The 16,616-nt window shown below is 58.8% G+C and carries 11 protein-coding genes; 6 read left to right on the forward strand and 5 right to left on the reverse strand.

What is annotated here, in order from left to right:
• Positions 1–124: 124 nt before the first annotated feature.
• From SVU69_11615 to SVU69_11630, 4 genes are read left to right on the forward strand one after another with little or no spacing between them, the layout of a single operon-like run.
• Entirely contained in the window at positions 125–637 is a 513-nt protein-coding gene (locus tag SVU69_11615; GenBank protein ID MDY6943642.1) for a class I SAM-dependent methyltransferase, read from the forward strand.
• A 32-nt stretch (positions 638–669) separates the two neighbouring features.
• On the forward strand, positions 670–1,101 hold the full coding sequence (locus tag SVU69_11620; protein ID MDY6943643.1) for a hypothetical protein: 432 nt from the start codon (positions 670–672) through the stop codon (positions 1,099–1,101).
• A gap of 12 nt (positions 1,102–1,113) precedes the next feature.
• Positions 1,114–1,653, forward strand: coding sequence for a permease (locus SVU69_11625; GenBank protein ID MDY6943644.1), 540 nt, complete (start codon positions 1,114–1,116; stop codon positions 1,651–1,653).
• A 2-nt stretch (positions 1,654–1,655) separates the two neighbouring features.
• Positions 1,656–1,994: a NifB/NifX family molybdenum-iron cluster-binding protein gene (locus tag SVU69_11630; GenBank protein MDY6943645.1), complete on the forward strand. Its 339-nt coding sequence runs from the start codon at positions 1,656–1,658 to the stop codon at positions 1,992–1,994.
• Positions 1,995–2,008: 14 nt separating this feature from the next.
• Here the strand turns inward: SVU69_11630 and SVU69_11635 are convergent, their stop codons facing one another.
• From SVU69_11635 to glgX, 5 genes are all read right to left on the reverse strand, one after another.
• Positions 2,009–2,287 (reverse strand): hypothetical protein, encoded by a 279-nt coding sequence (locus tag SVU69_11635; GenBank protein MDY6943646.1) that lies wholly within the window; start codon positions 2,285–2,287, stop codon positions 2,009–2,011.
• Between the two features lie 69 nt (positions 2,288–2,356).
• Positions 2,357–3,091 carry a ZIP family metal transporter gene (locus tag SVU69_11640; GenBank protein MDY6943647.1) on the reverse strand — a complete coding sequence of 245 codons (735 nt, stop codon included), beginning with the start codon at positions 3,089–3,091 and terminating at the stop codon, positions 2,357–2,359.
• Positions 3,092–3,382: 291 nt separating this feature from the next.
• Complete coding sequence (locus tag SVU69_11645) at positions 3,383–5,005, reverse strand: NADP-dependent glyceraldehyde-3-phosphate dehydrogenase (protein ID MDY6943648.1); 1,623 nt, start codon at positions 5,003–5,005, stop codon at positions 3,383–3,385.
• A gap of 184 nt (positions 5,006–5,189) precedes the next feature.
• Complete coding sequence (gene treZ / locus SVU69_11650) at positions 5,190–6,947, reverse strand: malto-oligosyltrehalose trehalohydrolase (GenBank protein MDY6943649.1); 1,758 nt, start codon at positions 6,945–6,947, stop codon at positions 5,190–5,192.
• Positions 6,944–11,737, reverse strand: coding sequence for a glycogen debranching protein GlgX (glgX, locus tag SVU69_11655; GenBank protein MDY6943650.1), 4,794 nt, complete (start codon positions 11,735–11,737; stop codon positions 6,944–6,946). The genes treZ and glgX overlap by 4 nt, the downstream gene beginning before the upstream one ends.
• Positions 11,738–12,290: 553 nt before the next feature.
• On the opposite strand from glgX, the gene SVU69_11660 reads away from it, so the two are divergent.
• Together SVU69_11660 and SVU69_11665 are read left to right on the forward strand one after the other, a co-directional pair.
• Complete coding sequence (locus SVU69_11660; protein MDY6943651.1) at positions 12,291–13,433, forward strand: efflux RND transporter periplasmic adaptor subunit; 1,143 nt, start codon at positions 12,291–12,293, stop codon at positions 13,431–13,433.
• Positions 13,426–16,566: a multidrug efflux RND transporter permease subunit gene (locus SVU69_11665; protein MDY6943652.1), complete on the forward strand. Its 3,141-nt coding sequence runs from the start codon at positions 13,426–13,428 to the stop codon at positions 16,564–16,566. The genes SVU69_11660 and SVU69_11665 overlap by 8 nt, the downstream gene beginning before the upstream one ends.
• Positions 16,567–16,616 lie beyond the last annotated feature (50 nt).

The following is a 16,616-nucleotide window of genomic DNA, read 5'->3' on the forward strand; positions in this document are numbered from 1 at the left end:
TAAAGGCCATATCGCCATCAACATAAATGTCATGGAAAGCTGCATCTACTGTATTTGAAGCTATTAGAAAAGGTGCTGCAAAGTTAGTTATATCATAAATAAAAACACTTTGCCGCCGGAGGGCTTGGGTCTCGAGATCGGCGTGGGAACTGGCCGCTTTGCCGCGCCGTTGGGCATTCAAGTCGGTTTGGACCCCGCAGCGTCCATGTTGTCCCAGGCCCTACAGCGGCGGATCAGTGTCGTCCAGGGCATCGCCGAGGCTTTGCCTTTTGCCGATGAGATGTTCGATTCCGCGCTGATGGTTGTCGTTCTTAGCTTTTTGGATGATGTCGTAGCCGGCCTGACGGAAATCCACCGTGTTCTCAAGCCCGGCGGCGTGTTGGTGATTGCGTTCCTCGACCATGACTCACCGACTGGGCGAGACTACCTTGCTCGGCGTGCACACGAGGTTTTTTTTAAGGATGCCACATTTTACGGCAGCGCTGAGGTGGAGCGATTGTTGGGCGAAGTGGGGTTCCATGACCTCTGCTGGGTGCAGACCTTGTTCCATTCTCCGGAGCAAATCACCGAAATCGAAGCGCTGCGACCGGGCCGTGGCGATGGCGCGTTTGTCGTTGTCCGGGCGAGCAGATGCTAACTGGTGTGGAAAAAGAGGAATCGGCAGGGGCAATGAAGCGGACATCCAAAGCCATGCAGGCCGCGAGGCAAACAGGAATGACGTTCTTCAGGACGATTCCCATCGTGCTGGGAGTGCTGGCCCTGGCGAGTTTCGTAACCACGGCGCTATCGCCGGAGTGGTTATCTAACGTTGTTCCGATGCAGGGCATTTTCGGCCCTGTGTTCGGCGCCCTGGTGGGGAGCGCGGCTGCTGGACATCCGGTCACGAGCTATGTCCTGGCGGGAGAACTCAGTGCAAGCGGTGTGAGTCTCGCCACGGTGACCGCCCTGATCGTGAGTTGGGTGACCGTCGGGCTAGTGCATCTTCCTGCGGAGGCGGCGATCTTGGGCCTGCGTTTTGCGCTGTGGCGTAACGCCATCAGCTTCGTTTTGGCGATCGTGATGGCCCACGTGATCGCGACGTTGCTCTTGGCCTTGCCTTAGGCGATGTTCGGTGTGTTCCAACCATCCAAAGGCATAGCGAAATTCCTAGGAGGTTGGCTTTTCCTGCTTGCAGTGGGCGGGATCTACGGTCTCGTGAGCCTATTCAATCCTGCTGTGGTTGCCGAGGCTGGGGCGTTGTTCCAAACGATGGCTCTGCGGGTCTTGCCGATTCTGGCGCTTGTCTTCGTTTTGCTGTTTTTCGCCGGATTGTTTCTCCAGCCAGCTTGGTTAGCTCAGCACTTAGGTAGAGCCGGCGGGTTTGGTGGCTGGGCGTTTACGATTATTTTCGGGGTTCTTTCCGTGGGGCCACTGTATGCCTGGTATCCGCTTTTGGGGGATCTGAAGGCAAAGGGGATGAGTGGCGCTCTCATAGCCACTTTCCTTTACAGCCGGTCGCTGAAACTACCGCTGCTGCCACTGATGGTGCATTACTTCGGTTTGGGTTATACCGTTGCGCTCTCAGTTGGCATCGTCGTGTTCTCGGTGGCAAGCGGATTACTCATGCAAACACTTGCCGGTATCGATGATGCAGAACAAACGGAGGGGAGGTGAAGATGAGGATCGCGATTGCCGCCCCAGGGCCGGACAGCGACGGAGAGATCGGCCGTCGAGGTGCCCGCGCGGTGTGCTATCTCGTGTTCGACGAGACAGCGACACTGCGTGAAGTAATTCAAAATCCATTCCAGGACTTCGATCACGCGGTCGGTGTCCATGTGGCTGACCTCTTGGCGGATAAATCGGTCGACATCGTGGCCGCCGCCCACTTGGGTTCCGGGTTTACGTCAGCGTTAGACAAAAGGAGGGTTCGCTATGCGGAATACCAGGGCGTTATCGCAGAGGTCGCGAAACAACTCGCTGCCCGATTCGGGCCGCATAGCGGCGATGTGGCGTAGCCGGAGCGGTGACGTTACACGCCATTTTGTTTGGTAGGCGATGTGTGTTCGACGTCGATGCCACCGGTGAGGCTGTCTAGCGCCAGTAGAACCTGTCGCACGATCAAGGGCTTGCCATCAACCATTCCCTCTTCTTCGGCCACCGCAATCTCGCTCGCCGCATATTCCCAACGGCGTAGGATCTCAATCTTCTGTTCTTGGGTTAGCGAGAGTTGCTCCAAAACGTCCTCAGGGGTTTCAAAGACCGACGCCGGGTCGAGCAGCGCCTTCTCGTAATCGATTGGTTCGCTCATCCATGCTTCCTCCGGGTTGGGGGGGCGAAAGGCCTGTGCGCCCGTACCTCAGATTTGATATTGCAGCTGTCAGATAATCGCATTCAGCGTGAGATAAACCAACCCACTGAGAGCCACTCCGACGACGAACAGTGACAGGTTGCCATATCTCCGTGCCAAGGGCGCCAGCTCATGGATGGAGACGAAGATCATGGCGCCAGCCGCAAAAGCTATAAATAACGGATTGAGTCCGGGAAGAAAGTCGACTGCCACAAGGCCGACGATCGCCCCGAGCGGCTCTGCCAGGGCGGAAAGCAGGGCCGAGCTGTACAGGAAGACCTTCCTTCTCAGTAAAACAGCCGGCACGGCCATGGCGAACTCCTCAGGAAGATTGTGGAGCGCGATTGCGATCGCCACGAGAATACCAAGGGACGGGGAGGCAACGTAGGAGTTCGCCATCGCGAACCCTTCGGGGAAATCGTGAAGAATAAGGCCAAAAACCACGAGATAGGCTGATTTCAGCGCCCCCGCGCCGAGGCCGGTGGCTTCGTCGATCAGGTGGGTGTGGGGGATCACAAGATGCAGTGCATAAAGAACCAGACCGCCTGCTGTGGCCACGCTCAAGGCGCAAATGACACCCGTTTGGGCCACGGATTCCGGTATCAACTCCAGACAAGAAACGAGCAGCATGATGCCGGCGGAAAAGCCAATCCCTACGGCAACCCCTGCTGGGCTTTCGCGGAACCGAAGCGCAAGCATTACCCCGGCCGCGGTGGTGAAAACCGACATGAAAGATAGCAAAATCACCGTGAGATAGAGACTCATCCTTGCCCTCTGATCGGCTCGCACTTGGCATCCGTTTCTATAGGTATCTAAGGCAAGTTCTTCACCCGGACGACCCTTAATTATGCACCGCGTTGGGTTATTTACCTGGATTGGAACAATAACCGAAAAAAGATGGGAGAACGGGATGACCCTTGGGGATATTCGGGCCGGTGAGGGTTTGGAGGATCACCTCATCGAGCTCGCCAGACCGGCATCGTTGTTGAGACGACCCGCCAAGACCACGGCATTGCTGCTGTGGGTTTACGTTCACCGACAGGCAACCTGCCGAGATCACAGAATGAAGTCGGTGGCCAGAAAGCGGGATTTTCGCTCCGTCACGATGGATTGAATCAGTTCGCGGTTGGCTTCGGTTTGCTTGGCGGCGACCAGGGTGCGGATGCTGAAAACCCGCAAGGCATCGGATACCGAGAGGGTGCCCTCTGCCGAGTCTTTCCGCCCGGTGAACGGGAAACTATCGGGGCCTCGTTGGCATTGACTGTTGATGTTGACTCGGCACACCTGATTCACCAGCGGGTCGATCAGCTGGGCGAGTTGCTCCGGATTGTGGCTGAACAGGCTCACCTGTTGGCCGTAGTTGGACTGGGTGAGGTAATCCAGTGGAGTCTCCAGATCGGTGAAGGGCACGATGGGTACCACCGGCCCGAACTGTTCCTCCGTATACAGGCGCATGCCGGGCCGGACGGGATAGATCACGGCGGGTGTCATAAACGTGTGCCGGACTGTGCCGCCCGTAGGGTTTATCAGCCGCCCACCCTGAGCCAGAGCATCGTTGATGAGCTCTTTGAGGTATTGGGTTTTGTTCGGTTCCGGCAGGGCGGTGAGTTGCACGCCCGCCTCCCAAGGCATACCGGCCTTGAGCCTTTCGACGGCTGCGACAAACCCATGGATAAAGTCGTCGACGATATCGGCGTGAACAAAGAGGATTTTCAACGCGGTGCAGCGCTGTCCGTTGAAGTTCAGGCTGCCCAGAACGCATTCATCGACGGTTTCACTCAAATCGGCGTCAGGCAGGACGATTGCCGCATTTTTGGCTTCCAAACCCAGCACGCAGCGGAGCCGATGGGGCTTGGGATGTTGATGTTTAAGCAGATCGGCCACGCGGCTGCTGCCGATAAAGGCCAAGACATCAATGCGGCCGGATTTCATTAACGGGCCGACCACTTCCTGACCCTCGCCATAAACAGTATTGATGACACCGGGCGGAAAGGCGTCCCGAAAGGCGTCCAGAAGGGGCTCGTGGAGCAGTACCCCCAGTTTGGGTGGCTTGAAGATGACCACATTACCCATGATCAAGGCCGGAATGAGGGTGGTGAAGGTCTCATTGAGCGGGTAGTTGTACGGTCCCATACAGAGCACGACACCCAGCGGCGCCCGGCGAATCTGCGCTGCGATGCTTTGTTCGATGACAAAGCGTGAGCCCACACGATCCAAATCTTTCAATGCGTCGATGGTGGCGATGATGTATTGGACGGTGCGGTCGAATTCTTTTTCGGCATCCGGGCGTGTTTTGCCGATTTCCCACATCAGCAGGCGCACCACATCTTCGCGCCGCGTTTCCATTTGTCGGGCAAAGCCTTGGACATGGGCGATTCGCTCGCCCACCGAGAGCGTGGGCCACACCCCGCGCCCGTGATCGTAGGCTTTTGCGGCCACATCGAGCACTTCCAACGCGACGTCTTCCGGCAACAAGGGATAACTGCCGATGCGGCAGCGTCGAACGGTGCCATCGGATTCTTCACACAGAGGAGAGAAAACATCCTCCCGCGGGCCGGACCAGTGTTTGATTTCCCCGCCGCACAGATAATGCTGCTGTTCAAGGGGCATAGCGATGCGGGCGTGCTCGGGGATTAGGCGGTCGCAGTCCAAAACGGGGGTGTAGTGGGGCTCGGCCATGCTCGCGGTCTCCCGGGGTTGCTTGGGGGGCGGCTGGAGATTGTGGCGGTTCAGTACTGTTTTAACGTGCCCACACCGGGTTGTCTATCGCATCTCGGTGAGTGATGTTTCGGTTTCCTGCGAACGATTCGTTTTGGCTGCAGTGCGTCCGCTTCGCCGGCGCATGCCACTCGCGTACTCGCTGTTATTCCGAGGATTCTCGGGTGGCGTTGTCGGCTTGCAGGATGATGACGCTCTCGCCAGGAATTGCGACCTGTGAGGCGCCAAGTTCGCTTTCGGGGTCACTGGCGATGAGTACCCGATAGTCGTTTGGCCCCAGGGGGATTTGTCGGACGTCTTCGCCGAAATTGCAGACCACGGTCACCGGCCCACGAGAGAAAACCAGCCATTGCTTATCTTCCGCGAAGCGCGTTCGAACGGGCGCGCAGCGCCAATCGCTTAAGCCGGAGACCTGCCGACGCAGTTCGATCAGGCGGCGATGCCAGCCCAACATATCCGCCTGTGTTGCCGCTGCCAGCTCGTGCCAATCGAGCTTGGAGCGCTCAAAGGTCTGTAGTGCTTGCGGATCCGGTATGTCTTCCGGATTCCAGCCGAAGGCGGCGAATTCTTCACGCCGCCCATTTCGGACGCTCTCGGCCAGATCCGGCTCCTGGTGATCGGTGAAGTAGAGAAAGGGTGAAGTGGCGGCCCACTCCTCGCCCTGAAACAGCATGGGCACAAACGGCGAGAGCAACACGATCGCCGCTCCGATTTTCAGCCGCTTCGGGTCGACCAGATGGGACATACGCTCGCCCTTGGCGCGGTTGCCGACCTGATCGTGGTTTTGCAGACACGCCACAAATCGGGGGCCGGGCAGATCCCCGGCGGGGCGACCGTGGCGGCGGTCCCGGTAGACCGAGTAGCGCCCGTCATAGACCAGATTACGCTCTAGTACCCGGGCGAGGTCGGCCAGGTGCCCGAAATCGGCATAGTAGCCGCTGGTTTCCCCCGCGAGCACCGCATGCAGGGCATGATGGAAGTCTTCATTCCACTGGGCATCGAGTCCATAGCCACCCACCTCCGTTCGCCGAACGATGCGGGGATCGTTCAGATCGCTCTCGGCAATTACGGTGAGGTGTCGTCCCAGTTCGGCTTCCAGCGCTTTGACCTCCGCCGCAAGTTGTTCGAGAAAGTGCGTGGCGGAGGTATCGACGATGGCGTGCACGGCATCGATGCGCAGTCCGTCGAAATGGTAGTCGCGCAGCCACATCAGCGCGTTGTCGCAGAAAAACCGGCGAACCTCATCGCTGCCGGGTCCGTCGAAGTTCACCGCCTCACCCCACGGGGTGGCGTAGCGGTCGGTGAAATACGGTCCGAACCGGGCGAGGTAGTTCCCCGTGGGACCGAGATGGTTGTAGACCACATCGAGCATCACCGCCAAACCCCGGGCATGGCAGGCATCCACCAGACGCTTCAAGCCCTCCGGGCCGCCGTAGATGCGATGGGGGGCGAACAAATCGACGCCGTCGTATCCCCAGCCCCGCGTTCCGGAAAACTCCGCCACCGGCATCAACTCGACGTGGGTGATGCCCAGTTCGGCGAGGTGATCCAGCCGGGGGATGATCGCCTCGAAGGTGCCCGCCGCGGTGAAGGTTCCCACGTGCAACTCATAAATCACCGCCGCAGATAAAGGTCCGGCACACCAGCGCTGGTCGGTCCAGGCAAAGGTATCGTGATCCACCCGCCGGGAGGGGCCGTGAATGCCTTTCGGTTGCGAAGGCGAGCGCGGATCCGGCAGCGGCTTTCCGCCATCAACCGCGAAGGCATAGTCTGTATCCCCGGTGGCCTCAGGGACCGCCACCGACCACCAGCCGCCGGCTTGAGCCTGCATCGCGATGCGGCGCTCGCCCAGGGCCAGCTCCACCCGTTGGGCCGCCGGTGCCCAGACGCGAAATGTATTCATGATGTGGGCTCCTGTCGGGAGAGCAAGGCCACCGGGAAGCGCTTCAACAGGTCCGGCATGCCGACGCCGCCGCCGTCAATGGTCTCTCCGGTCAGCTCGTTGCGCCATTCGCCGGCGGGAAGATCCAGTTGGGTGTTTTTCCAATCGTTCTTCAGGGTCAACACCAGGCGGGGTACCACCGTGATCACCCTGTCCTCACCGCGAGTGAATGCCACCACGTGGTCGGCTCGGCGGCCGCGGGCGGCGAGCGGGCGGTAGTCGCTGCCGAAGGCCTCCGGGTGTTGCCGGCGCAGGCCGAGCCCCTGGCGGATAACCCAAAGCTTGGGCAGGCCCTGGTCGCTGGCCGCCAGGATCGACTCCGGCGTGGCCTTCGACAAGCCGTGAAGCAGCTGTCGCCGCTCTTTGTAGTCCACCGGCCGCCGATTGTCCGGGTCCACCAGGCTCAAGTCCCACGACTCGTTGCCCTGGTAGATATCGGGCACACCGGGGGCGGTGAGCTTGATGAGGGTCTGGGCCAATGAGTTCACCCGCCCGGGCTCCACCAAAGGTGTCACGAAATTCTCCAGGTCGCTGACGAACGCCTCGTCCGTCAGCAGCGAGTCGATGAAATCCGTGAGGGCCGCTTCGTATGGCTCGTCGATGCGGAGCCACGAGGTGTGGGTTTTCGCCTCGCGGGCAGCTTTTTCCATGTAGGCCACCAAGCGGTCCCGCTCGATGGGCCATGCACCCACCAGGGTTTGATACAGCAAATACTCCATATTGCGATCGGAAAAACCCTCCCGACGGTGGTGCTTGGCCAGGGTGGACCATTGCCGGACCGCTTTTTTCCATCGCGAGGGCATCTCCGAAAGCAACGCCAGGCGAGCCCGAACGTCCTCGCTGCGTTTGGTGTCGTGGGTCGAGGTGGTCAGCAGGGCACGTGGCCAATGATGTTGGGCATCGGCGGCCCAGCGGTGAAAAGCCTCGGGGGTGACGCCAAAATGCTCCGGTGCGCCGCCCACCTCGTTCAAAGCGATCAGCCGGTTATAGCAATAGAACGCTGTATCCTCGGCGCCTTTCGCCATGGCCGGGCTGGTGAGCTGTTGAAAGCGCATGGCGAACTCGCTTTCCAATTCGCCGCCGTGGTGAAGCACTAAGAGATCGCGCAGGAAATCGAGCAGCTCTGTGTCGATCTGCGGTGCTTCCTGTTTTGCCCGTTCGATGGCGGCGTTGATGTAGCGTGCGTCTTCGTTCTTTACCACGCCATCAGTGGCCTGCACGTAGGTGCGATAGACCGGGAAGCAGGCGACGACTTCCTTGATGGCTTCGAATAACTGTTCGCGGGTGTAATCGCGGTGGCGGCGATGGTGCTCGCAAATGGTTTGCAAAAGCACCGTCAGGCGGTTGACATCACTGCCCAGGAGCTCGTGAAGCACTTGGTGCTTTTTGTCGCGTACCAGGGAGGCATAGTCGGTGTCTTCGCCGGTGAAATCGGCGTAGATCGTGGTCATGGCCCCCTCGCCGGAGCCATTGACGAACAAGCCGCCTACCTGATTGAGGAAGCCATAACCGGTGGTGCCGTCAATGGGCCAGTCGTCCCGCAGGGTCTCGCCCAGCTCGAGGATCTTCTCGGCGACGATCCATGTTTGAGGTGCGGCATTGCGCAGCCGCTGAAAATACCCGGCCGGATCCCGCAAACCATCGGGATGATCGATTCGCAAGCCGTCAACTTCACCCGCTGCAACCCATTGCAGTAACCGCGCGTGGGTGTCTTTGAACACCCGCTCGTTCTCCACCCGCAGGCCGATGAGGGTGTTTACATCGAAAAAGCGTCGATATCCCAGCTCATAGCCGGCTGTGCGCCATAAGGCCAGGCGGTAGTGTTGGCTTTCGATCAGCGCATCGAGAGCATCGGCATCGGTGTTGGTTTCGGCGACAACGGCATCCACCGCAGCCGCGACCGTGTCCGATTCTCGTAGCAAGCGAGCGAGTTGTTCCTTAACGACTTCCTTATCCCGGTGTCGCCGGTCGGAATCCCCGGTGCCGGCGCCCAGCACCGGCAGCCACGCCAGCGTGTCCGCCAGGAACGCGAGCAAGTTGGAGCCACAGCGTTCCGCCGCGGGTTGTAGAATCCGATGCAGAGAGGCTGGCGCAATAGGAAAACTGTGTTCGTGGTAGCGGAGTTTGAACGTGCCGTCTTGGCGCTCCAGTTGGAATTCGCCCGCTTCCAAAACCCGGCCGTAGTGATCGCCCAACACCGGCAGCAGGATTTTTTCTTCCTGTTGTTTTTCCGAGGGTGCCCAATCGACATCGAAATAGACGGCGTAACGGCTGGAAGGTCCATTTTCCAGCACGTCCCACCACCACGGATTTTCCGGGGTGATGGCCATGTGGTTGGGCACAACATCCAAGACTTGCCCCATGCCGTTCGCGCTCAAGGCCTTGCACAAGTCCGCGTGTCCCACGGCGCCGCCAAGTTCCGCGTTGGCCCGAGTCGGGTCCACGACATCGTAGCCGTGGGTGCTACCCGGCGCCGCCTGGAGATAGGGCGAGCAGTAGAGGTGACTGATGCCCAGTTCGGCCAAATAATCCGTGATGTTTGCCGCGGCGGTGAAGTCGAAATCCGGGTGAAGTTGAACCCGGTAGGTGGCCAGGGGTACGTCTTGTTTCCGCTTACCGGTTTGGTCGGAGCGCAGCACCATGAGCGATCGCGCCGCGAGCTCAACCTCGGATGTGGGTTGATAAGTATCACCCTCCCGCAGAACGGCTTCGGTCGTGTCGACAACGCTGGTCCAGCGGCGGCCCCAGGCGGCGGTGGGTAGGGTGAATGTCATTGCCTCGTAGTGCGCGTTGAACAGCAGCAGAAAGCTGCTGTCCACGACGGGGTGGCCATCCGAACCGGCACCCAGCGCACCACCGTAGAGAAACACCATCAGCGATTTCGCATCGTCGTCGCCCCAGTCACGTTCCGACATTTCATCGCCATCGGGGGTGAACCAGGTGATGTCGTGCACGCTGTCGCCGTGAATGGGGCGCCCCTGAAACCATTCACGACGCCGGAACACCGGATGTCTGCGGCTGAGTTGAATCAAACCTCGCGTGAACTCGAGGAGATCTTCATCCCGCGACTCCCAATCAAGCCAAGAGATTTCGCTGTCCTGGCAGTAGCCGTTGTTGTTGCCGTGCTGGGTACGGCCCATTTCATCGCCGGCCAGCAACATGGGAACGCCTTGCGAGAGGATGAGCGTGGCCAGGAAGTTGCGTTGCTGGCGGGCCCGGAGCTGGTTAACTTCGGGGTCGTCGCTGGGACCTTCCTCGCCGCAGTTCCAGGAGCGGTTGTGGCTTTCGCCGTCCCGATTGTTTTCGCCGTTTGCCTCATTGTGCTTGTGGTTGTACGAAACCAAGTCACGCAAGGTAAAGCCGTCGTGTGCGGTGACGAAGTTGATGCTGGCATGAGGTCGTCGGCCGGATTGCTCATAGAGGTCGGAGCTGCCGGTGAGTCGGGAGGCGAACTCTCCCAGGGTTTGGTTTTCGCCCCGCCAATAGTCCCGGACGCAATCGCGATATTTGCCGTTCCACTCGGCCCAGCCGGGTGGGAAGTTGCCCACCTGGTAACCCCCTTCGCCCACGTCCCAAGGCTCGGCAATGAGCTTGGCCCGGGAGATGACCGGGTCCTGGCCGATGATGTCGAAAAACGCGCCTAAGCGGTCGACATCGTGCAGTTCCCGGGCCAGGGCGGCCGCTAAGTCGAAGCGGAAGCCGTCCACGTGCATCTCCAGCAGCCAGTAGCGCAGGCTGTCCATGATCACTTGCAGGGCACGTGGGTGCATCATGTTGAGGGTGTTGCCGCAGCCCGTGTAGTCCATGTAATAACGGGGCTCATTCCCCACCAAGCGGTAGTACGCTGCGTTGTCGATGCCCCGAAAGCTCAGTGTGGGGCCCAGTTCGTTCCCCTCGGCCGTATGGTTGTAAACCACATCCAGAATGACTTCGATTCCTGCGCCGTGCAGCGCTTTGACCATGCTCTTGAACTCGGCGACCTGATCGCCAGGGCGGTCGCTTAGTGCGTATCCCGCGTGGGGGGCAAAGAAACCGACGGAGTTGTAGCCCCAATAGTTGGTCAGGTTCCGCTCGACCAGGTGCCGTTCCGGAACGAATTGATGAACCGGCAGCAATTCAACCGCCGTGATACCCAGATTCCGCAGGTGCTGGATGGCGGGTTCCGACGCGAGTCCCGCGTAAGTGCCGCGCAGTTCCCGGGGGATCCGTGGGTGCAGCTCGGTGAATCCCTTGGTGTGAACTTCGTAAATCAGCGTTTCGTGCCAGGGGATTCGTAAGGGTTTGTCGTCGTCCCAATCGAATTTGGTGTCGACCACGACGCACTTCGGCATAAACGGGGCGCTGTCGCGTTCGTCGTAACTCAGATCGGCATCTTCATCGCCGATTTGGTAGCCGAACAACTCATCGGTCCACTGTACATCCCCATCCAGCGATTTGGCGTAGGGATCGAGGAGCAGTTTGGTCGGATTGAAACGGTGGCCGGCCAAGGGCTCATAGGGACCATGGACCCGATAACCATAGCGTTGGCCCGGCCCCACTTGCGGAAGATAACCGTGCCAGCAGTGGTCGGTGACCTCGGGCAGGTCCACGCGACTCTCGTGTTTGCCTTCAAACAGGCAGAGTTCGACCCGTGTTGCATTCTCAGAGAAAAGCGCGAAGTTGGTGCCGGATCCATCCCAGGTTGCCCCGAGTGGATAAGGCTCCCCAGGTAATATTTCCACATCCGGCTCCTCATAAACTCGAGTGACCATCAGGAAGCTCTACACGCGCCGGGTTGCGCGTGATTCGGTTGTGAAGCCCGCAAGGGCAATCGCGTCCCGGCAAGGCGCAGAGGCTCAGTATGTTAATGCCGTTGTGTTGCGCGAACCCGGGTGGTAAATCCCGGATTTCCGAAAATTGCGTATTTCGATCCTGACCGCGAACCGTTGCCGCATCGCGTCGACGAGGAAAGATCGTAGCTGATCGTGGCGTTTGACCGCTGACCTCTAAAAAGCTTGCAGAATCTGGGCTACGAGTTGTTCAAGCCTCGCAAGAAGCTCGTGACGGACATGCGGCGTGGCGTCTGTATTCCACCGCCCATCGTTAAGGGGCCGCAGGCCGTCGCGAGAGTTTCCATCATAAGCAAGCTTGTCCGGAGCGTCGAGAGTATCTTGCTCCGTGTTTTACCGATGGGAGAGCCACGATAGAAAAGCGGTGGTCGGGTGACTTACGGCGGAAGCGAGATTGCAATACGCGGCGTTAGGCCGAATCATGCCAGGAGTTGTGCTAAAGCTACTGCTGCACAGATTAGAAGGGAGAGACGACATGCGGAACCGATTTCTGCCTATCACGCTGGCGGCGCTGACGGTCTTGGTCACGGCCTGCAGCGACAATGAGGCGCCTCCGAAGCAAGACCCGGAAGTCTTTGTCGTCCTCGCAAACGAGCAACCCTACCGACCACAGCAGAAGTTCAGTGCCCGGATCAAGTCGCGGAGCGATGTGAATATTACCGCTCAGGTGTCTGGCAAGTTGTTGGCGATTCATTTCAAGGAAGGGGATCAGATCGCCAAGGGGCATTTGATGTTCGAGATTGATCGGGCGCCCTATGAGGCTGCGCTTTCCCGTGCGCGTGCCGAGTTGTCCAAGGCGAAAGCCAATCAAAAAAGCGCCATCAACAACTATGAACGGGGCAGGGCCTTGGTTAAGGATAAGTACATTTCCCAAGCCGAATACGACAATCTCGAAGCACGCATGCTGGAATCGAAAGCAGCCACAAAGGCAGCCGAGGCCGCCTTGGAAAGCGCCCAGGTCGATCTGGACTACACGCGGATTTTTGCGCCACAAGACGGGCAAGTGGGTCGAGCGAACCCGTCGATTGGCGATGTCGTGAGCCCGCAGTACGGTGTCCTGACCACCCTGGTGGGACAAGACGATATGGAAGTTGTGTTCCAACTCCCTGAGAAGTTGCTCCTTGCGGCACGCGGAGATTCCGTTCCAACGGCGGAAGATATCGTGGTGAGTGTGATCATGCCCGACGGCTCCGAGTACCCGTACACCGGGACCATTAGTTATTTTTCCAATCGGGTGGATGCAACCACCGGAACAATGGAGGTCAGCGCCCGTTTGCCGAACCCGGATGATCTGCTGCGGCCCGGTATGTACGTCCAAGCGGTTGTGCGTCTTAAGGAGCCTTTGCAGGGTTTGATGATCCCGCAGGCAGCGTTACAAGTCGATCAGCGGGGTACCTACGTGTTGGCTGTCGACGACAATGATATGGTCACTCGTCTTAACGTCTCGTCCGGAGAACGTATCGGTGAAAATGTGCTGATCACCTCCGGTTTAAACGTGGCTACGCGGGTGATCGTCCGCGGGGTTCAGAAGGCCCGGCCCGGAATGAAGGTGGTGGCCTCAATGTATCAACCGGCCGCAGCGGCGCAGTCTGACGCCGAGGGCCCGATCGATGATTAGCAGAACGTTCATTGAACGCCCAAAATTTGCCATCGTTGTTGCGTTGGTTATTGCAATCAGCGGTTTGATTTCTTTACGGATCCTGCCGGTCTCCGAGTACCCGGAGATTGCCCCGCCTCAGGTTAAGGTGCAAGCACGCTGGCCAGGTGCCTCCGCCGCAGTGATGGAAGAAACCGTCGGGCAGGTCATCGAGGATGTGGTGAATGGAGTGGAAGGCATGGAGTACATGTCCTCCAATTCCGCCAACGACGGCAGCTATAACCTGACCATTACGTTCGGCGTGGGCGATGATCCCGATATGGCGTTGGTGCGCGTTCAGAACCGGGTCAAACTGGCGGAACCTTCGCTGCCCGTCGAAGTCCGGGCCCAGGGCCTGACCATCGATAAAATCTCCCCGGATATCCTGTTCACCGTAAGTCTCTATTCCCCCGATGGCAGTCTCGATGAGCTTTTCATCGCCAACTACAGCCTGATCAATATTCAAAATCGACTCAAGCGGATCCAAGGGGTTTCGGACGCCGTAGTGTTCAGTACCGCCGATTACTCGATGCGGTTATGGCTCGATCCACCGCGGATGACGGCTTTGGGCATCACGGTCGATGACATTGCCGGTGCGTTGAAGGAGCAGAATATCCAGGCCCCGGCGGGAAAGATCGGCGCGCCGCCGTACGATGGCAATCTCAGCACCGAATACACGCTCCAGCTAAGAGGTCGGCTTCAATCGACCGAGGAATTCGAGAACATTATTCTCCGCGTTTCCGAAGGCGGCGCAGTGGTGACGCTGAACGATGTGGCCCGCGTGGAACTGGGGCAGCTGGACTACAAAGTGTCCGGTAGTTACAAAAACCGGCCGGCCACGGTGATGGCAATCTATCTGCTGCCGGGAGCCAATGCACTCAAAACCGGAGATGCGGTCAAGCAGCATCTTGCCGAATTGGCCCAAACATTTCCGGCTGGTCTGGAATATGAAATCGGTTATGACACCACCCGCTATGTGGAGGTCTCGATAAGCCAAGTCACCACCTCGCTGATGCAGGCGGTCGGTTTGGTCATTCTGATCACGTTTATCTTCCTGGGAGACTGGCGTCCTACGCTGGTCCCTTCCATTGCCATTCCGGTGTCGCTCATCGGCACGTTCAGCGTCATGCTCTTGACCGGAATGACCGTGAACACCGTGACCCTATTCGGGCTGATTTTGGCGATTGGTGTCGTTGTCGATGACGCCATCCTGGTGGTGGAAAATACCGATCGCCATATGCGCGATGACCCGGCCATTACCACCAAAGAAGCTGTGGTCAGAACGATGGAAGAAGTCAGCGGGCCGATTATTGCCACAACCTTGGTATTGCTGGCGGTTTTCGTTCCAGTTGCCATGCTTCCGGGAATCACCGGAGTGATGTACAACCAGTTCGCCGTCACGATCTGCGTCGCGGTGGTGCTCTCGTCGGTATGCGCGCTCAGTCTCAGTCCGGCCGTGGCGAGTTTGGTGCTGCGCCGCAGTGACAAAGAGGCTGGCTGGTTCAGGCGTTTCAATGCGGGTTTTAGCCGCGTCACGAACGGCTATTCCAGGCTGGTAGGCACGCTGCTTGTCCGCCGTTCTCTGGCGGGTATTGTCTTTGTCGTGGTGATGGCAGGTTTGTTGTTGGAAACCCGTGCGATTCCTACCGGCTTTGTGCCGGTGGAAGATAAAGGCGTGCTGATGGTCAACGTGCAACTGCCCGACGCGGCATCCATTACCCGCACCCAGCAAGTGATGGCAAAGGTGCAAGGAATTGTCGAACAGGACCCGGCGGTGGAGTCGGCAACCTTCTTATCCGGTTATTCCATCCTCGCCGGTGCTGCTCAAAGTAACGGTGGGACGGGCTTTATCGTATTGAATCACTGGGATGATCGCGAAAGCTTTAGCGACCTTGCTTTCGCGGTGGCCGCACGTATCAACAACATTGCCTATCGCGAAATTCCGGAAGCACTGATACAGGCGTTTCCCCCACCTTCGATTCCCGGCATGGGTGTGGTGGGTGGATTGGAATTGGTGGTGGAGGATACCCAAGGACGAAGTCACGAAGAATTGGCCGGGGTAATTCAAACATTGGCCGCGGCTGCCAACCAGTCGCCACTGCTCAACGATGCGTTTACAACCTTTCGCGCCAATGTGCCGCAGTATTTCGTGAACGTCGATCGCGTTAAGGCCAAGACGCTTCAAGTGCCGCTCAGCAATGTGTTCTCCACTTTGGGAAGTCAGTTGGGGTCGTCCTACCTCAATGACTTTTCACTGTTCGGTCAGACCTTTCGTGTGATGATGCAAGCCGACCCTGCGTTTCGTTCCGATCTGCGGGACATCGACCAACTCTACGTACGTTCCAGCAACGGCAGCATGGTACCCCTGTCTACTTTGGTGACTGTCGAGCCGGTTCTCGGGGCGGACGTGGGAACCCGCTACAATCTGTTCCGCTCGGCTATTTTGCGCGCCAGTCCGGCAGCTGGAGTGGCCACTGGGGATGCCATGAAAGAGTTGGAGCGCATCGCCCGAGAAACCTTGCCAATGGGTTACCAGGTCGAGTGGACTGGCATGAGCTACCAAGAGGCCAAGGCCGGTAATCAGGCCATCATCGCCTTTGCACTCGCCCTCGTGTTTATCTACCTATTTTTGGTGGCACAGTATGAAAGTTGGTCGATGCCACTGGCCATCATTCTGGTCGCGCCCATTGCCGTTGCTGGCGCAATCGGGGGTCTGTTGGCCGTGGGATTGATTGGGATTCCGCAGTTAGGCGTGCTCGATTTGTTTGCTCAGGTGGGGCTGGTGCTGCTGATTGGATTGGCTGCAAAGAACGCCATTCTCATTGTGGAATTTGCCCGTGAGCGACGTGAACAGGGCGGATTGAGTATCGTGGAAGCCGCCTCCACGGCGGCACGACTCCGCTTCCGGGCCGTGTGTATGACGGCGTTGTCTTTCATTCTCGGAATCGTGCCATTGGTGTTGGCTTCTGGCGCCGGTATGTTCAGTCAGCTTTCGCTGGGGCACACGGTGATGTGGGGTATGTTGACCGTTCTACTCGTGGGGACGCCGCTGATTCCTGTTTTCTTCGCCACCATACAGTCGCTCCGGGAAAACGTGAAAGCGCGGCTGGGGTAGGGCAGGCCAGCCGTTTCAACTGCCTGGCCTCGCGCTACCCAAGCGAACCA

This window comes from Pseudomonadota bacterium (assembly GCA_034189865.1).
Classification (GTDB): domain Bacteria; phylum Pseudomonadota; class Gammaproteobacteria; order UBA5335; family UBA5335; genus JAXHTV01.